Origin of the sequence: 'Nostoc azollae' 0708 (assembly GCF_000196515.1) — a bacterium.
In the GTDB taxonomy this organism is placed as follows: Bacteria; Cyanobacteriota; Cyanobacteriia; order Cyanobacteriales; family Nostocaceae; genus Trichormus_B; species Trichormus_B azollae.
On the sequence record NC_014248.1, the window covers coordinates 2,330,964 to 2,346,000 of the forward strand.

Sequence of the window (15,037 nt, forward strand, 5' to 3'; positions counted from 1 at the left end):
GGGTGTAGGGGAGAAGAAGAAATATTCCTTCTTCTTTCTTCCTCCTGACTTCTTCCTCCTGACTCCTGTTCTTAGTTTACTTTGTAAAGTAAAAGTGGAGTCACTTAGTCATATCTGAGAAATTACATAAAAACTTATCTGATGTAAGTATTTTAAATTATGTATGATTTATGATGAGCCCATAATGTTCAATCATGTTAATCACTCAGGGAGCAAAATCTATGCAGCTTATTAACCGAAATGATACTCAGAACCAACCACAAGTTTCTACTGATAAGAGTGATTCCAATCAAGACAAGTCGAATATATAAACTTTGGAAAATTTGGTTCAAACATTGGAAGAGGTTGCTAATTACTTAAGTAGTAAGTAACCTTTAGCTACAATGTAGTACTGCACAAAGAGCGATCAATTTCCACTGTTTTAGGATAATTCTCTAAATAATCTTTTAGTAGTTCGCAACCTTGTTTGATTAAAAAATCCAGCTTAATATCAGACAGGCTGCGTAAAATTATCGTTCTATTACCACTACCAGCACCCAAAGTTTTACCATCAGGACTAAAACTGATACTGGTCAACTCATCCTTCTCACCCTTTAAAACCATCAGCAAAGTTCCATCCTGATTCCAAAGCCTAATCTTATCATCGCTGTTAACAGCTAAAATATTACCATCAGGATTAAAACTCAGACTGATAAAACTATCACCATTCCGAGGTAATCGTTTCCGCAAAATACCGTCACGATTCCAAAGTTCTACCCTACTATCAATACTAAAAGTTAGCAATCACACAACAAGCTTTTTTGGGATGGATCAATAACTAGGGCCATTGACCCTATGAGGAAAACAACACTTCTTGTTGTGGGAACTGGGTCAAATAGAAATTGGACTGGGAACATTAGTAGCTAATAGATGGTCCAGTGGCTCAAAGTATTAATAGCCTCAAACAGTGGATAAAACAAACCTAGCCTCATCTCCTTGGGCATGAAACACCCTGGGTAGTCAAAGGGGTGAAACAATGGTTATGGATTTTTGCCAATAGTGACTTCCCTTGATTTTATGAGTCTGATACTCCTTGTCCTACCGAATTAGAATCCATTGTGGGTTCAAGTTACTCTGGTGTACTCAGTTCTGATGACTTTACTGCCTATAACAATTATCCGGTCACAACTCAACATAAATGTCAGGCACATCTACCCTACCCCGTCACTTCAAGACACTAATCAAGATTCCTGGCTTCAATCACCGAAAAATTGGCACAAAATTCATGGACCTCATAGATGAAGGTTTTAAAAACTACCCTTTATTCCAACAAACCCAAAACCTTCATGAATTCTTGACTTGGCCATCCTAGTTTCAATCAAAAGTTGAATCTTCCATTCATTCATTGATCAAGCCCCAGGGGAACCTGGTAAACTTTTACCTTCCTTAGGCAATAGACCTTGATCATAATTTAGGTGAACCAAGGTTAGGTTTAGCACTGACACAATGAAAAGTCTGTGGTGGTTCTCTTTCTCTGGAGCTATTCCAACATCCTGCCAATTTATTGACGGTTATACAAACTTGTCATCGTCAAGCACTTCCTCTAATTGAGTGTTTTGACCAACCTATGAAAGCCATGGTTCACTCTGCTTTCCATACACCTTCTTTAATCCCTCTTCCTTAGACCTGAATCCTTACTTTTAATTTGGTGATTTTGAGGATTTTCATTGTGTAAAGCTAGTACAAATAAATAGTCTGTTCCCTATCAGACAATATTTAACAATGGACTAGTATTCATTGCAAATTTTATCGGTGTTGCTGCCCAAATAGCAAAATCTGGTGCTAATTATACTACTTTTTACAAAACTTCCTCATTCACCCAGATTTCCATTAGAAATGGGTGAGGTTTGCGAAATTCGTCACGGATTTGATTAATAAAGATTTGCAGTTTATCGAGTCTTTTTACTGATTCTAAACCCACAATTATTAATGCTGTAGGTTGCTGAATTTGTTGTTCCACATGAATACGAATACTTGTATCAAGACTATTATAATTGGGTTTCAATAATACTTTTTGAATTTTGTGAGACTCCCCTAGCATTTCCATGAATTTTTGCAGGATTGAATCCCGTAGACTTCCATAATTACAATACACCAAAACAACAGAAGATTCCCCATGAGTAAAGAGAGATTGCCCTAGCTAAACTGCGTAAGCCACTCTCATTAGCAATATCAATATCTATTGGTGTATTTCTTTCAACCATGATTTAGAGTTTTGGGTTTCTGCTAAGACCGGGTTGATACTAAACCAAGCTCCCTGGCGATCGGGATGTTCAAAAATAAACAAACTGCGTCATAATGTATACTATTCAATATCTCCTTTTACTCTTTGTTCCCGCATTACTGGAAAGACTAATTCCCATTCGTGGGGGTCAATAGCATTAGCGCGATAGTCTCTTTGTCTTTCAATTACCAGTTCTAAATATTCTCGCTCAAAGGGAGGATTTTGTTCTCGCAAACAGTCAAACAGTAATCGTAATAAATCACGAACTTCGCCACCACTGATTAAACATAAGCGGCCTAACCTTTCTTGGTGATCAAATAGTCCTGTAATCAAGTTTAAGTGCTCGCTAGGTAAAATGTCAGGAAAAGCCCTGGCTAAAAATATTTGCCGCATTACCTCTAATCCTTCTGTGTAAATTTCCCCAGAACGTAGTAACACAGCTATCATTGGCAATACTCTTGGTGAAACTCCACCACCCAAGGGATGTTGCAGTTCGGTGCTATCAATAGAGAGGTCCAAAAATTTACAAAGGAGTCTGTGTCTGTTTTTCTATAGTGTTAAGATTAGGAAAGAGCTAAGGAAATAATCAGGGTTTGGAATAGTTACGGATAGGAACTATCCATTAAGATGTTGATGACAAATTCATAACTGACCTCATATCCATAACATTTGTGAAATTGGCAAAACTAATGAGCCAGTTCCTAATGTGACTAAACCACAAATAGTGAGAATTACTTGTGAGTAAATTCAGGAATTCAGTTCTTAGTAAATTCAGGAATTCAGGGAAAATCTTTGTTGAGGTAACCGGAATATTCTTACAAGTCTAATGACGTGTTGAATAAAAATACCCTTGGTGGAAAACTCTTTGTTTCCTGCCTTTTGTTCTGAGTCGCCACAGCATAATCGCTATCATGTTTTTCTACCTGTTCAAGGAGACTAGGAGGGAAAACATTTCATAATATTTCTAGCCAGTAATCAAATGTATCCTTTGCTTCCGTTTTGGATATACTGAAATGCAAACCTAAAACCTCAAATGTTGGCATTTTCCTCCAATAGAACAAGCATAGACATACCTCTTCTTCTATCACTAGTTTCGGTTTCTGTCCTCCTCCTTGCTGATGTATACCTATCTTTTTACTTTCTATGTCACCTTGAAGTTTTTCATGCTGCATTTCACCTTGGGCTAACAAGTCTTGAAACTGATGGTTAGTTATTCCCAGTATTTATTTTGTACGATGTGGATATTCTTGAATATAGTTAATTTAGTAGATTTTTCCTTTTGGTACACCCTCAAAATTCCCTTCTACCATTTTTTCGACACCAAGTTAATTTTCCGGATAGGTATTTTACAAAAATATTAATTCCTCCTGCTCTTACGACTTAATAACCGAGAGATAAGACTGAAAAATACAACTGAACTCAATAATATTATAGAGGTAGTGCAAACTAACTTATTAATTTCTGGATCTGCACTGTTGTAGAGATTAAAAATTAATACAGGTAATAAAGCTGTGGGATTCATTAAACCATCTGACCAGTTTTGACTAAATAAAGCTGTGAAAATGTAGTGCTACTGTTTCACGTGCTGCACGTGCGATCACTAGAGAAATACCTGTAGTAATGCCTAGAATTGCTGCCGTGACAACAATCCTAAATGTAGTTTGAAATCGAGTTTCACCCAAAGCGGCTGAAGCCAGACTTTGTTAGATAGGTATCAGTTTTAATGCTTCCTGTGTTGTTAATACAATTACTGGCAACATAATTACAGATAAAGAATAGCCACCAGCTAAGGCAGTAAATTCTTTAGAGAAGAATTACCCCATAGGCAAACATACCAACAGCTATGGCAGGTATACCTGTGAGAGTAGAATTGAAAAAACGCACGAAATTAGTAATTTTATTAGTTCTACTAAATTCTGCTAGAAAAATTCCGGTCATGATACCTACAGGAATGCTCAAAAATGCCCCAATACCTACCTACCATGAGAATAGTTTCAATAATGGCATTAGGAAAGCCATTTTCAATCAAGGGACTGTATAACATTTCTGGTTTAAATCCAGACATTCTCCGCGACATAATTGCGCACAAAATTGATGATAAGGGAACAAATACTAATAAACTCAATCCAAAGGAAATGAAATTCAGTAGGTAAATAATCGTCTGCCATTTGGTAGAGGATCGATTAATTATTGAGATAGGGATTCATCTATTTCAGAGTTTAGGAATTTATAATTTATTCATATCAATTAGATACTTTTAATGAGATTTTTAGTGGACAATAAAAAACTATCTTTGTGCCTTATGTATTTTTTCAGTATTAATTTATCAACAGTCACTTGTGTCCAGATTATTGATTTGGATGATAGATGAAAGATGCTTATTTATTTTCCTTTCCAACCCATTGCACTAATAAGATAGCACCAATCTTCACAGCTAAAGTTAATGCAAACAAAACTAAACCTAAATAGCTTAATGCACCAATATGTAATGCAGGTTCACCTTCAGCAGATTCATTAGCTAAAACAGCAGGAATTGTATAAGCTGGATCAAGTAAAGATATACTAATTTAATTTGCATCACTAGCACCAAAATCCACAGTTCCAGCAGTTCCAGCAATAGTTTGACGAATACTAGCACCACTACCAATTGCTTAGTAATTAACTTTTAAGTCAGGATATTTCTGCTTAACTTCACTTGCATAAAGTTCGTAAAGTGGAGCCGGAAAAGTTGCTCCTGCACGGTTGAGAGTTTCTCCTTGAGCAATTACTGTCAAAATTGGAGTAAACACAACAGCCCCTGTTAGCACTGAAGTAGTCACTACACGGTTCAGAATGGTTCAGAATGGTTCAGAATGCTTCAGAATGGTTCAGAATGGTGGTCGAAAAACTCATACTACCTCAAGATTTAAGGAATATTTTCCTGAGAAAATTACAGCCTGAAATAAAGTTCATACTTGGTGATTAACTAGAAATTAATAGAAGTTAAAGAATAGATCTAGTACACAATTCTTTCTGTGGTATAATGGAGAGTTATAGATTTTATGTATTTTTGGTATTCTCTGCGCTCGCTAATTTAATTAAATATATATAACCGTGTAACTCTAACTTTTGGCCAAAACGAAGACAACCCCCTTGTATAAGATAAAATTAATTCTGCAAGAGGTCTAATAAATTAAACTATCTTTAAGATTCTTCCCAAAGGAGTAGTGATTTTATTCACCAATTCATGTTAAGGGGACTTAAACAAAAGTTAAGAGTAAAAAGGAGTATAATGGGATTTAGGTGTAGCTTTCACGTTAAAAGAAGCTGATGAAAGAAACCACTGCTGCAGCAATGGCACCATGGTTTGAAAGATGGTGTTAAAGGTTTGATGATGTATTTACTCATAAAGCGCAGAAAAGAGAGTTGAGACATGATTTAGGGGGATGATTGGGTGAAAGTGAGAGAAAAAACCTATTTCAAATGGCAGAGAATGCCCTAGGGATGACGTACCACCGATTACACCACGTTTTAAATGAAGCACCTTGGTCAAGTTCCCAAGTTAATGACCGTCGCTTAGAGATGATGAACACGTGTAGTCAGAGGAGAATCACCAGAGGATGTAGCTTAATAATTGATGATTCTGGCCATAGAAAGAAAAAGTGGGAATTTTAGGGATGGAGTAGGAAGAAAATGTATTGGAGAAATTGGGAAAAGGGATACTGGAATAGTAGTAGTAACAACACATCTATATGATGGCAGTAAAAGCTTACCATTAGATATAGAGTTAGATCACCACGGTGATTCTTTACCCAAAGGGAAACAAGACCCTCTATTTTAGAATAAACCTGAGTTAGGAATTAAATTAATAGATCTGACCTTGAGCCGTGGTTATCAACCAGGAATAGTAATTATAGATGCTGGATATGGCCACAATAGCTCTTCCTTATTAAAGATAGAAAATCGGCATTTAAAGTATTGAGGAGGATTAGCTAAAAATCCCAAAGTCCTTGCCAGTGAACAAGAGGATAGTCCACAAATATTTAGATTAGATGAATTAGCACAAAGTTTACCCCAAGAGGCTTTTACAGAAATTCAACTGGAGTTAGATAAACCCAAAACATTATGGGTAGTAACTAAAGAAGTAGAAATATCAGCCTTAACTGGAAAGGGCAATATTGCTATCATCATCAACACTTCTACTTTCTCTCAAGCCACTGATATTGACTACTTTATTACCAACGTTTCTTCATCAATTGTCACACCCCAATGGATAGTTGATATATATTCTCAAAGAAATTGGGTAGAAGTTGTTTACAGGGAACCCAAGGGATGGTTAGGACTCAACGAATATCAAGTTGGAGATAAAAGTAGTTTACTGCGCCATTTTATTTTGGTTTTCTGTGCCTACACTTTTATTCTTTGCCATCAGTGGACTGGAGGATTAAGACCAAGGTGGGCTAAGAAACCTTTGAATACTTTTACTGCAGCTTTAGAACCGTTGAGAACAGCTATATCTTTTCTCTTTATTGATTGGTTGAACTTGAATCCGGACGTGTTTCCTTCTGATCAAGCCAGTTTGGGCTACATTGGGGCTTGATTTTTGTTTACGTCCCGTTAATGGTGTGGCGCTAAGGAATTTCATGATTAGTGGCCAAAATTTGAATGCCTAGTAGCACAAGGTATAAATCAAATGTCATAACTAATACAGCGTAAGCTTTCCAGCGATTTGGAATGATTGGTTTATTTAAGGCTTGCTGAAAAAGTCATGAAAAAGCAAGAGAAGAATTGACTATATTACAAACCTATACAGGAACATCAGATGCAGAAGCAATAGAAGCACAAACACTTTTTGAAGTTTGGCTGGCAATACCTCGAAAATCTCGTCCTCCTAAAGATAATCTTCTCCCACTCAGAATCATTTATATGTCTGGTAACTCTTGAGAAGAAGGTATTGAAGAAAATATCATATAAGGCTTGCCAGTTAGCATATATTCTTTGCCTAAAACACTTGCTGATTATTTTAAATTTTGCAACAAAATTGGTCTTGATGTTGTATTGGAAGAATTACACGAATGTTGGCGAGAAAAAAGAGGCTCAATGGATGAAATATGGTATTATACCAAAATTTATCGAGTACATAATGTAATGCATCCTTATCTAGAATCACTCAAATCACATCAAATAAGCCTATTAATATCGCTTGTACCTATCCAAGCTAAATAACCAAAGAATGTAATAGTTCTGGTAATGTAACCTCAATAGCAACTGAACCATCTTTAATAGGATGATAAAGTCACGATTTTGTCGCCCATTTCAAACTATCTTTAGAACTCTTAGCCTTAACTAAATCTTTTAGCCAATCAGCAACTAAAATATCAAACTCTTGAGGAGACATTTCCTGTGGAGAAATATGAACTTTTTCTGCATAGTTCTTAATAATTTCATTGGCATCGAGATCATAATCTGCCGATTTATCAAAACTACCAAGTTTTTCTTCCTTCCACAAATAAAAGTTATCAGGAAAAGCAACGAAGAAAAAGGGAGTATTTGGTATAGCTGAATGTACTAGCAAATTACCTATGATTTCTGTGGCACGTAGTTGAGCAGATTTTCTCAGTAAAAATATCTTCTTAACCTCTGCTATTAGCTTAATTTTACCTTCAGCATTAAAAATGGCTATAATCGGCGCGATGCCTTAATCTAGCACCTTTAATTTCCCATTCTCGCCTGCGTATCATTTCATCAAGGCAAGAGCGGCAGACATTAACTTCTTTACGTACTGGGGAATACCAAACAGCAGTGATAGCCGTCGGTGAATCTTTTGCAATACATTTTTCTGTTTGAATTTGACAAATATCTTTTAGTATACACCGCTGGGTTCTACTCTTGTAATCATAGTTATTCTCCTGACTTCAATTTATTCGCCAACCACTCAGTTAGTCTATCTCTTGCATCTTCTATTAAGTCTTCTCTATCTTTGGGGTTAAGTACAGTTTGAAAGGAAGCATTTAAGGTTGTTTCAGCTTCATCTATAAGTATATCAGGCATATCCAGTAAGTATATCAGGCATATCCATGGGTCGCCGATAGCCCCTGTCGAAACGTTGCATATGTGATAATTCATGAGCTAAACAGGCAGGCTAGTACAGACATTCGGGAACTTGCACTAGAGTTATTACCAGGATAGGCATGTGCTCCTAAATAAACAACATTTTTATCTTCTATAAAACGTGTTCGAGAACTATTTACTTTTACTTCATCCGTCCGTAATCAGGATTCGATCTTCATCCCCGCATAAGACTTACTAACCTTCAATACAAGATTGTATTTGTCTATGGCTTAACCCGTTACGATTTCTTTGTCCTCAGAAAAGTGAGTGACATATATGATAAAACTACCGCCGGATAAAGAAGCAGAAGCTTTAATTATTTTTTTAACTACATGATGTCCGCAAGACAACTCATAACGAATAAGGAGTTGAGACTTATCGGCCATCTGATATTTTTTATCAAAAATGTGTTCCTAAACTCTGCCCGTAAATCACCTCAATATTGCTACCAAATTCCAATTTATCTAAGGATTCTGTGAAAAACACAAAACCCTTATAGGCCGTCACGTACTTATATATTTTCGTAAAATAACCTTCACTGGTGACAATAACAAGTGGCTCTTTACTCTTGGAGAGAATATTTAAAAAATTCTCTAATTTTACACATACACCAGTACCTCTATGAGTGAAAAGACTTCCACCAATACCAGCAGGTTGAGTAACTGCGTCACCACTGTAATAAGTCATTTGGCGCTAAGTTTTACTTATGTAATTGACCTGCTGATTTTAAACTTTAGTTTTAATTACTGGCTGTGAAGTTTGTAACGTTTGGGGTAAACTCCAATCTGGACGCAGTTTAGCTGCTTGACGTAAATAAATGTGGTGAATGGGTGCTGAAGTTGGTAAATTGGCGTGAATTAAAAAGCGGACGCAACGCTGTAGACTACCTTCAACATGCATTTGCTGGACATCCAACATAGCTACACTGTCCCATAAAGGACGACTGCGAGCGATCGCGGCGGGAAAAATAGCGTCTATGTCCTGTGTGACGGAAAAAGTCACGCTAATCATGTCTTCGGGTTGAATGTTATTTCTCTTTTCCAGTTCATCCAGTAATTCTGTTACTGCTTCTCGAACTGCTTCTACACTATTTTCTGCAACAGTTGTTGCACCACGAATCGCCCGCATTTGCCATTCCACTTGCAAAATCCTCCTTAATTAGTAATTAGTCATTAGTCATCTGATCAGTCAGTTGTCAACTTTTGGTTTTTATCACTGACCATTGACCACTGACTACTCACTCTCTAGGGTCTATATAACCACAAGGGTAAACCACTTGTAGAGACTTCGAATTCAAGCCAATCAATTCCAGCCCTGATTCCTGATTTTGTCTGACGACTACCAGGTAGAACTCGACTCAACAATGGTTTACGTTCTTCTAGCGTATAACAAGGAGTTTTTTCTGGATCAAGTCCGACTAATTCCGCTGTCCAGCGACGTGCATCTTCTTCTGTTCCCAGACGGTCTACAACTCCCAATTCTACCGCTTGTTCTCCAGTGAAAATCCGTCCGTCAGCAAAGCCTTTCACAGTTTCTACAGCTAAGTAACGTGCTTCAGCGATAGTTTGTACAAACTGCTGATAGCTGACATCAATTAATTGTTGCAGGATATTCTCTTCTGCTTCTGTTAGTTCTCTGTCAAAAGACAAAATATCTTTGTAAGGCCCAGACTTAATCACTTTAAAGGAAACACCGACTTTTTCCAGTAGGCGTTCTAAGTTATTCCCACGTAAAATCACGCCTATGCTGCCTGTGATTGTGCCTGGGTTGGACATAATGTGTTCTGCTCCCATACCGATATAAACACCCCCAGAAGCCGATATATTGCCAAAACTAGCAACGATTTTAGTTTTTTTACCTAATCGCTTCAGGGCGCTGTAGATTTCTTGAGAGTCTCCCACTGTACCACCAGGACTATCAATGCGTAGCAGTAAACCAGGAAATTTCTTTTCTTCTACAGTTTTTAGGGCTTCTAACACTCGCGTGCGGGTAGCGCCTGCGATCACACCAGTAATTTCAATCCGCGCAATTTGTTTACGAAACTTGGGTTTAAAGGGCCAAACCATGAGTAATCTAATCACTTATTAATAAATTTAATATAAAATGCCTAACGGTCAGATGACCTCGTTCAATCTGTTAAGAAAAGTGCTTAACCATGAAATTCTTTAGAATCTTAAGGAAAATTTTAGATTTTGTATATAGTTTGATTTGCTATCCTTCTTCATGAACGTAAATTCTCATATTCCCCCAGACTAGGATTAAAATAATTGCAGGCAAGCAAAATTTAATCACCTCAATACAGAAATCTGGTGCTAGTAAATAATAAATTTCATTAGAGAGTGTAGTCTTTAGTAGCTAGTAACTAATGAGTGATTTTCTTTTAGGTGGATAAAATTTTAGCCATAGCAACTCTGAATCTGAGTTAGAAACAGCAACACAGTTTATTTTGAGTTAGGTTAATTGATCCGGCACCTAAGAATAGCTAGGGCAAATGTGTAATTAGGAATCAATGCGGAGAATTTGATATCGGTAGTAAGCATAAATATCAAATAAACCGCCTACAAAACCAGAAGTCAAACTAATCACAAATAAACCATTCATGGGACTCCCAGTACCAAAGGTTGCGAGGAAATGGAAAATCTGAGTAGGAATATCCTCAGTTAAGCCTTGTAAGACTGGAACGTAAACGGAAAGGCACAAAAATACCAGCGTACTGCCCACGAAGAAGATAGGGGCAATAAAACTGAAAATAGTAGTAAGTAGGAGTGATCGGAGAAAATTAGTAAATATGCTCATTAGCAGGCAAGCTCCGGAAGTAACGTAGACAATGACAGAACATTTACACGTCCATCTCTACAATACTGGTGATCGCTCATGAACGGTGAATCTGTCAAAAATCTTAAGTTTTCATTAAAAGCAACGGTTAATAGTTCCCACAAATGATGGGTTAATTTCAACCACTTCTAAACCGCGAAACCCTTGATAAATTAGGGTTATACTTAGAAAGTATGAATTGAAATGGGATTTGCTGAGCTGAAAAGCGAGCTTAATTTTCCGAGAGATTCTTTAAGTTAAGTTAACCTTTACTCAAAAAGCCATAGTAATCAGAGAATGAAGAAAGTTGATGATGATATATGACAAATGACCAATGACTTTCGCTATTCTTAAAGCAGTTACCGAGTTCACTAGAGAACATTGAGCCAGACTATATCTAAATCCAGTTTAGGTACGTGGAGTCAGCGATTGCTGGCAGCGATTCTTTTAGGTGGACAAGTAATAGTTCATCTAATGAAAGGTAAAATCCATCGACGTAACACCTTAGAACAATTAGCCGCAGTAGGGCCAGACTCCCTGTTTATAGCCTTATTGACAGCCGTTTTTGTCGGAGCAGTATTTACCATTCAGGTAGCGCGGGAGTTTATCAACTTTGGTGCAGGAAACCTGGTGGGGGGGGTACTTGCAGTAGCATTGACCAGAGAACTCACACCTGTGTTGACAGCAGTAATTTTAGCAGGACGGGTCGGGTCTGCCTTTGCCGCAGAAATTGGCACAATGCGAGTTACAGAGCAAATAGATGCTCTATTAATTTTAAAAACTGATCCAATTGATTACCTAGTTATTCCCCGCATCATCGCTTGTTTATTGATGCTGCCTATATTAACTCTTCTGTCTTTACTGGCCGGGATGTTTGGGGGATTGATAATTGCTACCCACATTTACAACCTATCAGACACAGTCTTTTTAGACTCAGCCCGTAACTTTCTCGACATCTGGGATATTTGTAGCGCCATGATCAAAGCAGGCTGCTTTGGCGTTTTAATCGCCATCATTGGCTGTAGTTGGGGTTTAACAACCACAGGAGGAGCAAAAGGTGTAGGTCAATCAACGACAACGGCTGTTGTTACAGCCTTGCTAATAATCTTTATCAGCAACTTTTTCCTTTCTTGGTTAATGTTTCAGGAAACCGGTGGTGGATTGACTCCAGCGCTGTGAAGGAAAAAGGGTGTAGGGGAGAGAAAATTTAAAATTTAAGATTAATATACTCTGCCCCATGCCCCATGCCCCATGCCCAATACTTTTTTTACCAAACACAATATGAAGAGTTCATTTACCCCTAACACCACTTCAACAGTGGAACTCAAGCCTACTTACAATATCCCTCTCGTCTTAGTGCTTGGTTCAATTCCACTGATATTAGTACAACCCTGGGTAGGAGGAGTTTTCGCACTGCTGGGATTATTTTTGATGTTGCAAGCTGTAACACTGCGATTCCAATTTACAGCTACTGACTTTGAACTTTATCGGGGCGAAAAACTAATTCGGCTTTTTCCTTACCGAGAATGGCAAAACTGGCGAATTTTCTGGAATAGAGTTCCCATCCTGTTTTATTTTAAAGAAATCAACAGCATTCACTTTTTACCAATTTTATTTGACCCTAACACCTTAAAATCTTGCTTGGAAGAGCGTTGTCCACGTATTTAGTCAGTATTCAGCGGAAAAAGGCAGAAGAAAGATAAATATTGATTCTCCCCCTACAGGCTAAAGGCTACAGCCTACAGCCTTACTCCCCTATCCCTAACTCCCCTATCCCTACCTTCGATCTATTAGCACTATTAGGAATAACAGTATTTTTTATGAACCCAGAGGAATCTCAAACTCCAAAACCAATTGATGAATGGTGGGAAGAAACACCAGAACAATGTTCTACAGGTCTATCTACTGATTCAGAACCAAAAACAGAAGCACCAACGCTATTAGATGAACTACTAGAAGATACTGTTATTGAGTCAGCTATCACCGTTACAGAACCGCAAGAACAGGAAATAGTATCAGCACAAGAGTCTAGTGAAGTAAAAACTGGGGTGTTGGAGTCAGAATTAGAACTTAATTCACTATATGCACAGGCAGCGCAACGAGTGACTGAGTTGCAAGTAACTGAAGCAGATTTGAAAACAGAAATATCCCAGCTACAAATTACCTACAAAACTCTCCAGGGACAAGTGAGTGAAACGCAAACTGCACTCTCGAAAATGCTGCAAGAGTCCCTAGCACTTTTAGAACAACGGAAGCAAACCCTGCAAATTTCTGTAGAACAACTCGAACGAAGACAAGAACGCATTCGAAATGAAATGCGAACTACTTTTGCGGGAACATCTCAAGATTTGGCAATTCGGGTACAGGGTTTTAAAGACTATCTGACAGGTAGCTTACAAGATTTGGCTGCAGCAGCAGAGCAATTGCAACTTGTACCAGTGACTGTCAAGGAAAGAGAGAAACCAGCAGTCAAAGAAGCTAAACCTGTTGAACAACAGTCTGCGACCCTGCAATTAGCCCAACAACAGTTTCAAGATACGACAAAACAAATTCGCCGTTTAATTGATCAATATCGCAACCAGCCTGATTATTATGGACCTGCATGGCAATTACGCCGTACCTTTGAACCTGTTCATGCAGAAAGAGTCTCTAATTGGTTTTTTACCTTGGGGGGACGGGGTGCTTTACGGACGATGGGTAGCAGGTTACAGAATATTTTAATTGCTTCGGCGGCGATTTCGATCTTAAATAAACTGTATGGTGATCGCGTGCGGACCCTAATTTTAGCTAATAGCCCAGAACGTTTGGGTGAATGGCGACGCGGTTTACAAGATTGTCTGGGAATTGACCGCCCAGACTTTGGACCAGACAGAGGGGTAGTTTTATTTGAATCAGCAACAGCTTTAGGACAAAAAGCAGACAGATTAGTTAAAGCCAATCAAATGCCTTTAATTATTATTGATGATTCGGAAGAGCAAATTAGTTTAGGATTACTACAATTTCCCCTTTGGTTAGCTTTTACCCCAGATCCCAAAATGATGCGAGACAGGGGTTTTGATGATGAATTTTAATTAATCATAGGGCATTAGGCATTGGGTTAAGTTTTTAAATTTTGAATTTTGAATTGTTATGGCTATTTGGTTAACTTTGTGTGGGGCTGTTGTTTTATTAGCTTACCTATTGGGATCTTTTGCCACTGGGTATATTGCTGGAAAGGTGTTAAAGGGTATTGATATTCGGGAAATTGGTTCTGGTTCTACTGGTGCAACAAATGTACTCAGAACTTTGGGGAAAGTTCCTGGGGCTTTTGTATTATTGATTGATTGCTTGAAGGGAGTTTTAGCAATAACTTTTGTTTACTTCTTGTTCAACTGTGACTGGGGGCAAAATCTGATTCCCACAACAGTAGATGTGCGATTATGGCAACCTTGGTTAGTTACTTTAGTTGGGTTAGCTGCCATGTTGGGACACAGCAAATCTATTTTTTTAGGTTTTACTGGTGGTAAGTCCGTTGCTACTAGTTTGGGTGTTTTGTTAGCCATAAGTTGGCAAGTCGGTTTAGCAACATTGGGAATATTTGCTGTGGTATTTGCCATATCCAGAATTGTCTCTTTAAGTTCTATTTCAGGTGCTGTTGCTGTTTCTATTTTCATGGTAGTTTTCCACCAATCCTTAGCATATATTCTGTTCAGTATTGCTGGTGGTTTATATATTATAATTCGCCATCATAGTAATATTGAGCGTATTTTGGCTGGTATTGAACCCAAAATTGGGCAGAAAGTGGGCAACGAACCAGAACAAACTGCATAGGTGATACCAATCCAAAAATTCAAAATTAGAAATGCATAATCGTAAGCATTCAGCTTTTTC

The 15,037-nt window shown here is 37.9% G+C and carries 15 protein-coding genes and 5 pseudogenes; 7 read left to right on the forward strand and 13 right to left on the reverse strand.

Annotated features, from left to right (window positions below; translation table 11 throughout):
- Positions 1-378: 378 nt before the first annotated feature.
- Positions 379-783 (reverse strand): WD40 repeat domain-containing protein, encoded by a 405-nt coding sequence (locus AAZO_RS10615; RefSeq protein ID WP_013191246.1) that lies wholly within the window; start codon positions 781-783, stop codon positions 379-381.
- Positions 784-1,097: 314 nt separating this feature from the next.
- Between AAZO_RS10615 and AAZO_RS41290 the strand changes: the two genes are divergently transcribed.
- Complete coding sequence (locus AAZO_RS41290) at positions 1,098-1,220, forward strand: hypothetical protein (RefSeq protein ID WP_266889024.1); 123 nt, start codon at positions 1,098-1,100, stop codon at positions 1,218-1,220.
- A gap of 617 nt (positions 1,221-1,837) precedes the next feature.
- Here AAZO_RS41290 and AAZO_RS10620 read toward each other — a convergent pair.
- The 6 genes and pseudogenes from AAZO_RS10620 to AAZO_RS32765 form a co-directional block, all read right to left on the reverse strand.
- Positions 1,838-2,044 (reverse strand): hypothetical protein, encoded by a 207-nt coding sequence (locus AAZO_RS10620; protein WP_144031281.1) that lies wholly within the window; start codon positions 2,042-2,044, stop codon positions 1,838-1,840.
- Positions 2,045-2,218: 174 nt separating this feature from the next.
- Positions 2,219-2,782 (reverse strand): annotated as a pseudogene (locus AAZO_RS10625) (ATP-binding protein); the annotation flags it as partial.
- A 434-nt stretch (positions 2,783-3,216) separates the two neighbouring features.
- Positions 3,217-3,435 (reverse strand): helix-turn-helix domain-containing protein, encoded by a 219-nt coding sequence (locus AAZO_RS43680; protein WP_013191248.1) that lies wholly within the window; start codon positions 3,433-3,435, stop codon positions 3,217-3,219.
- Positions 3,436-3,620: 185 nt separating this feature from the next.
- Positions 3,621-4,447: pseudogene (gene pstA, locus AAZO_RS10635) on the reverse strand (phosphate ABC transporter permease PstA).
- Between the two features lie 194 nt (positions 4,448-4,641).
- A pseudogene (locus AAZO_RS37875) lies at positions 4,642-4,830 on the reverse strand (phosphate ABC transporter permease subunit PstC); the annotation flags it as partial.
- A 6-nt stretch (positions 4,831-4,836) separates the two neighbouring features.
- Positions 4,837-5,097 (reverse strand): annotated as a pseudogene (locus tag AAZO_RS32765) (phosphate ABC transporter substrate-binding protein PstS); the annotation flags it as partial.
- Positions 5,098-5,572: 475 nt separating this feature from the next.
- Here AAZO_RS32765 and AAZO_RS29890 point away from each other — a divergent pair.
- A pseudogene (locus tag AAZO_RS29890) lies at positions 5,573-6,842 on the forward strand (IS701 family transposase).
- Between the two features lie 188 nt (positions 6,843-7,030).
- Entirely contained in the window at positions 7,031-7,186 is a 156-nt protein-coding gene (locus tag AAZO_RS37880) for a hypothetical protein (RefSeq protein ID WP_228371611.1), read from the forward strand.
- 352 nt (positions 7,187-7,538) lie between these two features.
- On the opposite strand, the gene AAZO_RS10655 is transcribed toward AAZO_RS37880, so the two are convergent.
- The 6 genes from AAZO_RS10655 to AAZO_RS10680 form a co-directional block, all read right to left on the reverse strand.
- Positions 7,539-7,817: a hypothetical protein gene (locus AAZO_RS10655; RefSeq protein ID WP_013191250.1), complete on the reverse strand. Its 279-nt coding sequence runs from the start codon at positions 7,815-7,817 to the stop codon at positions 7,539-7,541.
- A gap of 326 nt (positions 7,818-8,143) precedes the next feature.
- A complete protein-coding gene (locus AAZO_RS37885; RefSeq protein ID WP_013191251.1) occupies positions 8,144-8,293 on the reverse strand; it encodes a hypothetical protein in 150 nt (49 codons plus the stop codon).
- A 459-nt stretch (positions 8,294-8,752) separates the two neighbouring features.
- Positions 8,753-9,040 carry a hypothetical protein gene (locus AAZO_RS10665; RefSeq protein ID WP_013191253.1) on the reverse strand — a complete coding sequence of 96 codons (288 nt, stop codon included), beginning with the start codon at positions 9,038-9,040 and terminating at the stop codon, positions 8,753-8,755.
- A 39-nt stretch (positions 9,041-9,079) separates the two neighbouring features.
- Positions 9,080-9,493, reverse strand: a complete 414-nt coding sequence (gene aroH / locus AAZO_RS10670; protein WP_013191254.1) for a chorismate mutase — start codon at positions 9,491-9,493, stop codon at positions 9,080-9,082.
- A 104-nt stretch (positions 9,494-9,597) separates the two neighbouring features.
- Complete coding sequence (gene sppA / locus AAZO_RS10675; RefSeq protein WP_013191255.1) at positions 9,598-10,419, reverse strand: signal peptide peptidase SppA; 822 nt, start codon at positions 10,417-10,419, stop codon at positions 9,598-9,600.
- Positions 10,420-10,852: 433 nt separating this feature from the next.
- Positions 10,853-11,149 (reverse strand): hypothetical protein, encoded by a 297-nt coding sequence (locus tag AAZO_RS10680; protein WP_013191256.1) that lies wholly within the window; start codon positions 11,147-11,149, stop codon positions 10,853-10,855.
- A gap of 399 nt (positions 11,150-11,548) precedes the next feature.
- Between AAZO_RS10680 and AAZO_RS10685 the strand changes: the two genes are divergently transcribed.
- The 4 genes from AAZO_RS10685 to plsY all read left to right on the forward strand — a co-directional run bounded on the left by AAZO_RS10685 (position 11,549) and on the right by plsY (position 14,977).
- Entirely contained in the window at positions 11,549-12,346 is a 798-nt protein-coding gene (locus tag AAZO_RS10685) for an MlaE family lipid ABC transporter permease subunit (RefSeq protein ID WP_013191257.1), read from the forward strand.
- A 102-nt stretch (positions 12,347-12,448) separates the two neighbouring features.
- Positions 12,449-12,835 (forward strand): DUF3119 family protein, encoded by a 387-nt coding sequence (locus AAZO_RS10690; protein ID WP_041642952.1) that lies wholly within the window; start codon positions 12,449-12,451, stop codon positions 12,833-12,835.
- 152 nt (positions 12,836-12,987) lie between these two features.
- The gene (locus AAZO_RS10695; protein WP_013191259.1) at positions 12,988-14,238 is read left to right on the forward strand and encodes a DUF3086 domain-containing protein; all 1,251 of its coding nucleotides are present in this window, start codon (positions 12,988-12,990) and stop codon (positions 14,236-14,238) included.
- 58 nt (positions 14,239-14,296) lie between these two features.
- Positions 14,297-14,977 carry a glycerol-3-phosphate 1-O-acyltransferase PlsY gene (gene plsY / locus AAZO_RS10700; RefSeq protein WP_013191260.1) on the forward strand — a complete coding sequence of 227 codons (681 nt, stop codon included), beginning with the start codon at positions 14,297-14,299 and terminating at the stop codon, positions 14,975-14,977.
- The last annotated feature ends 60 nt before the right edge of the window (positions 14,978-15,037 follow it).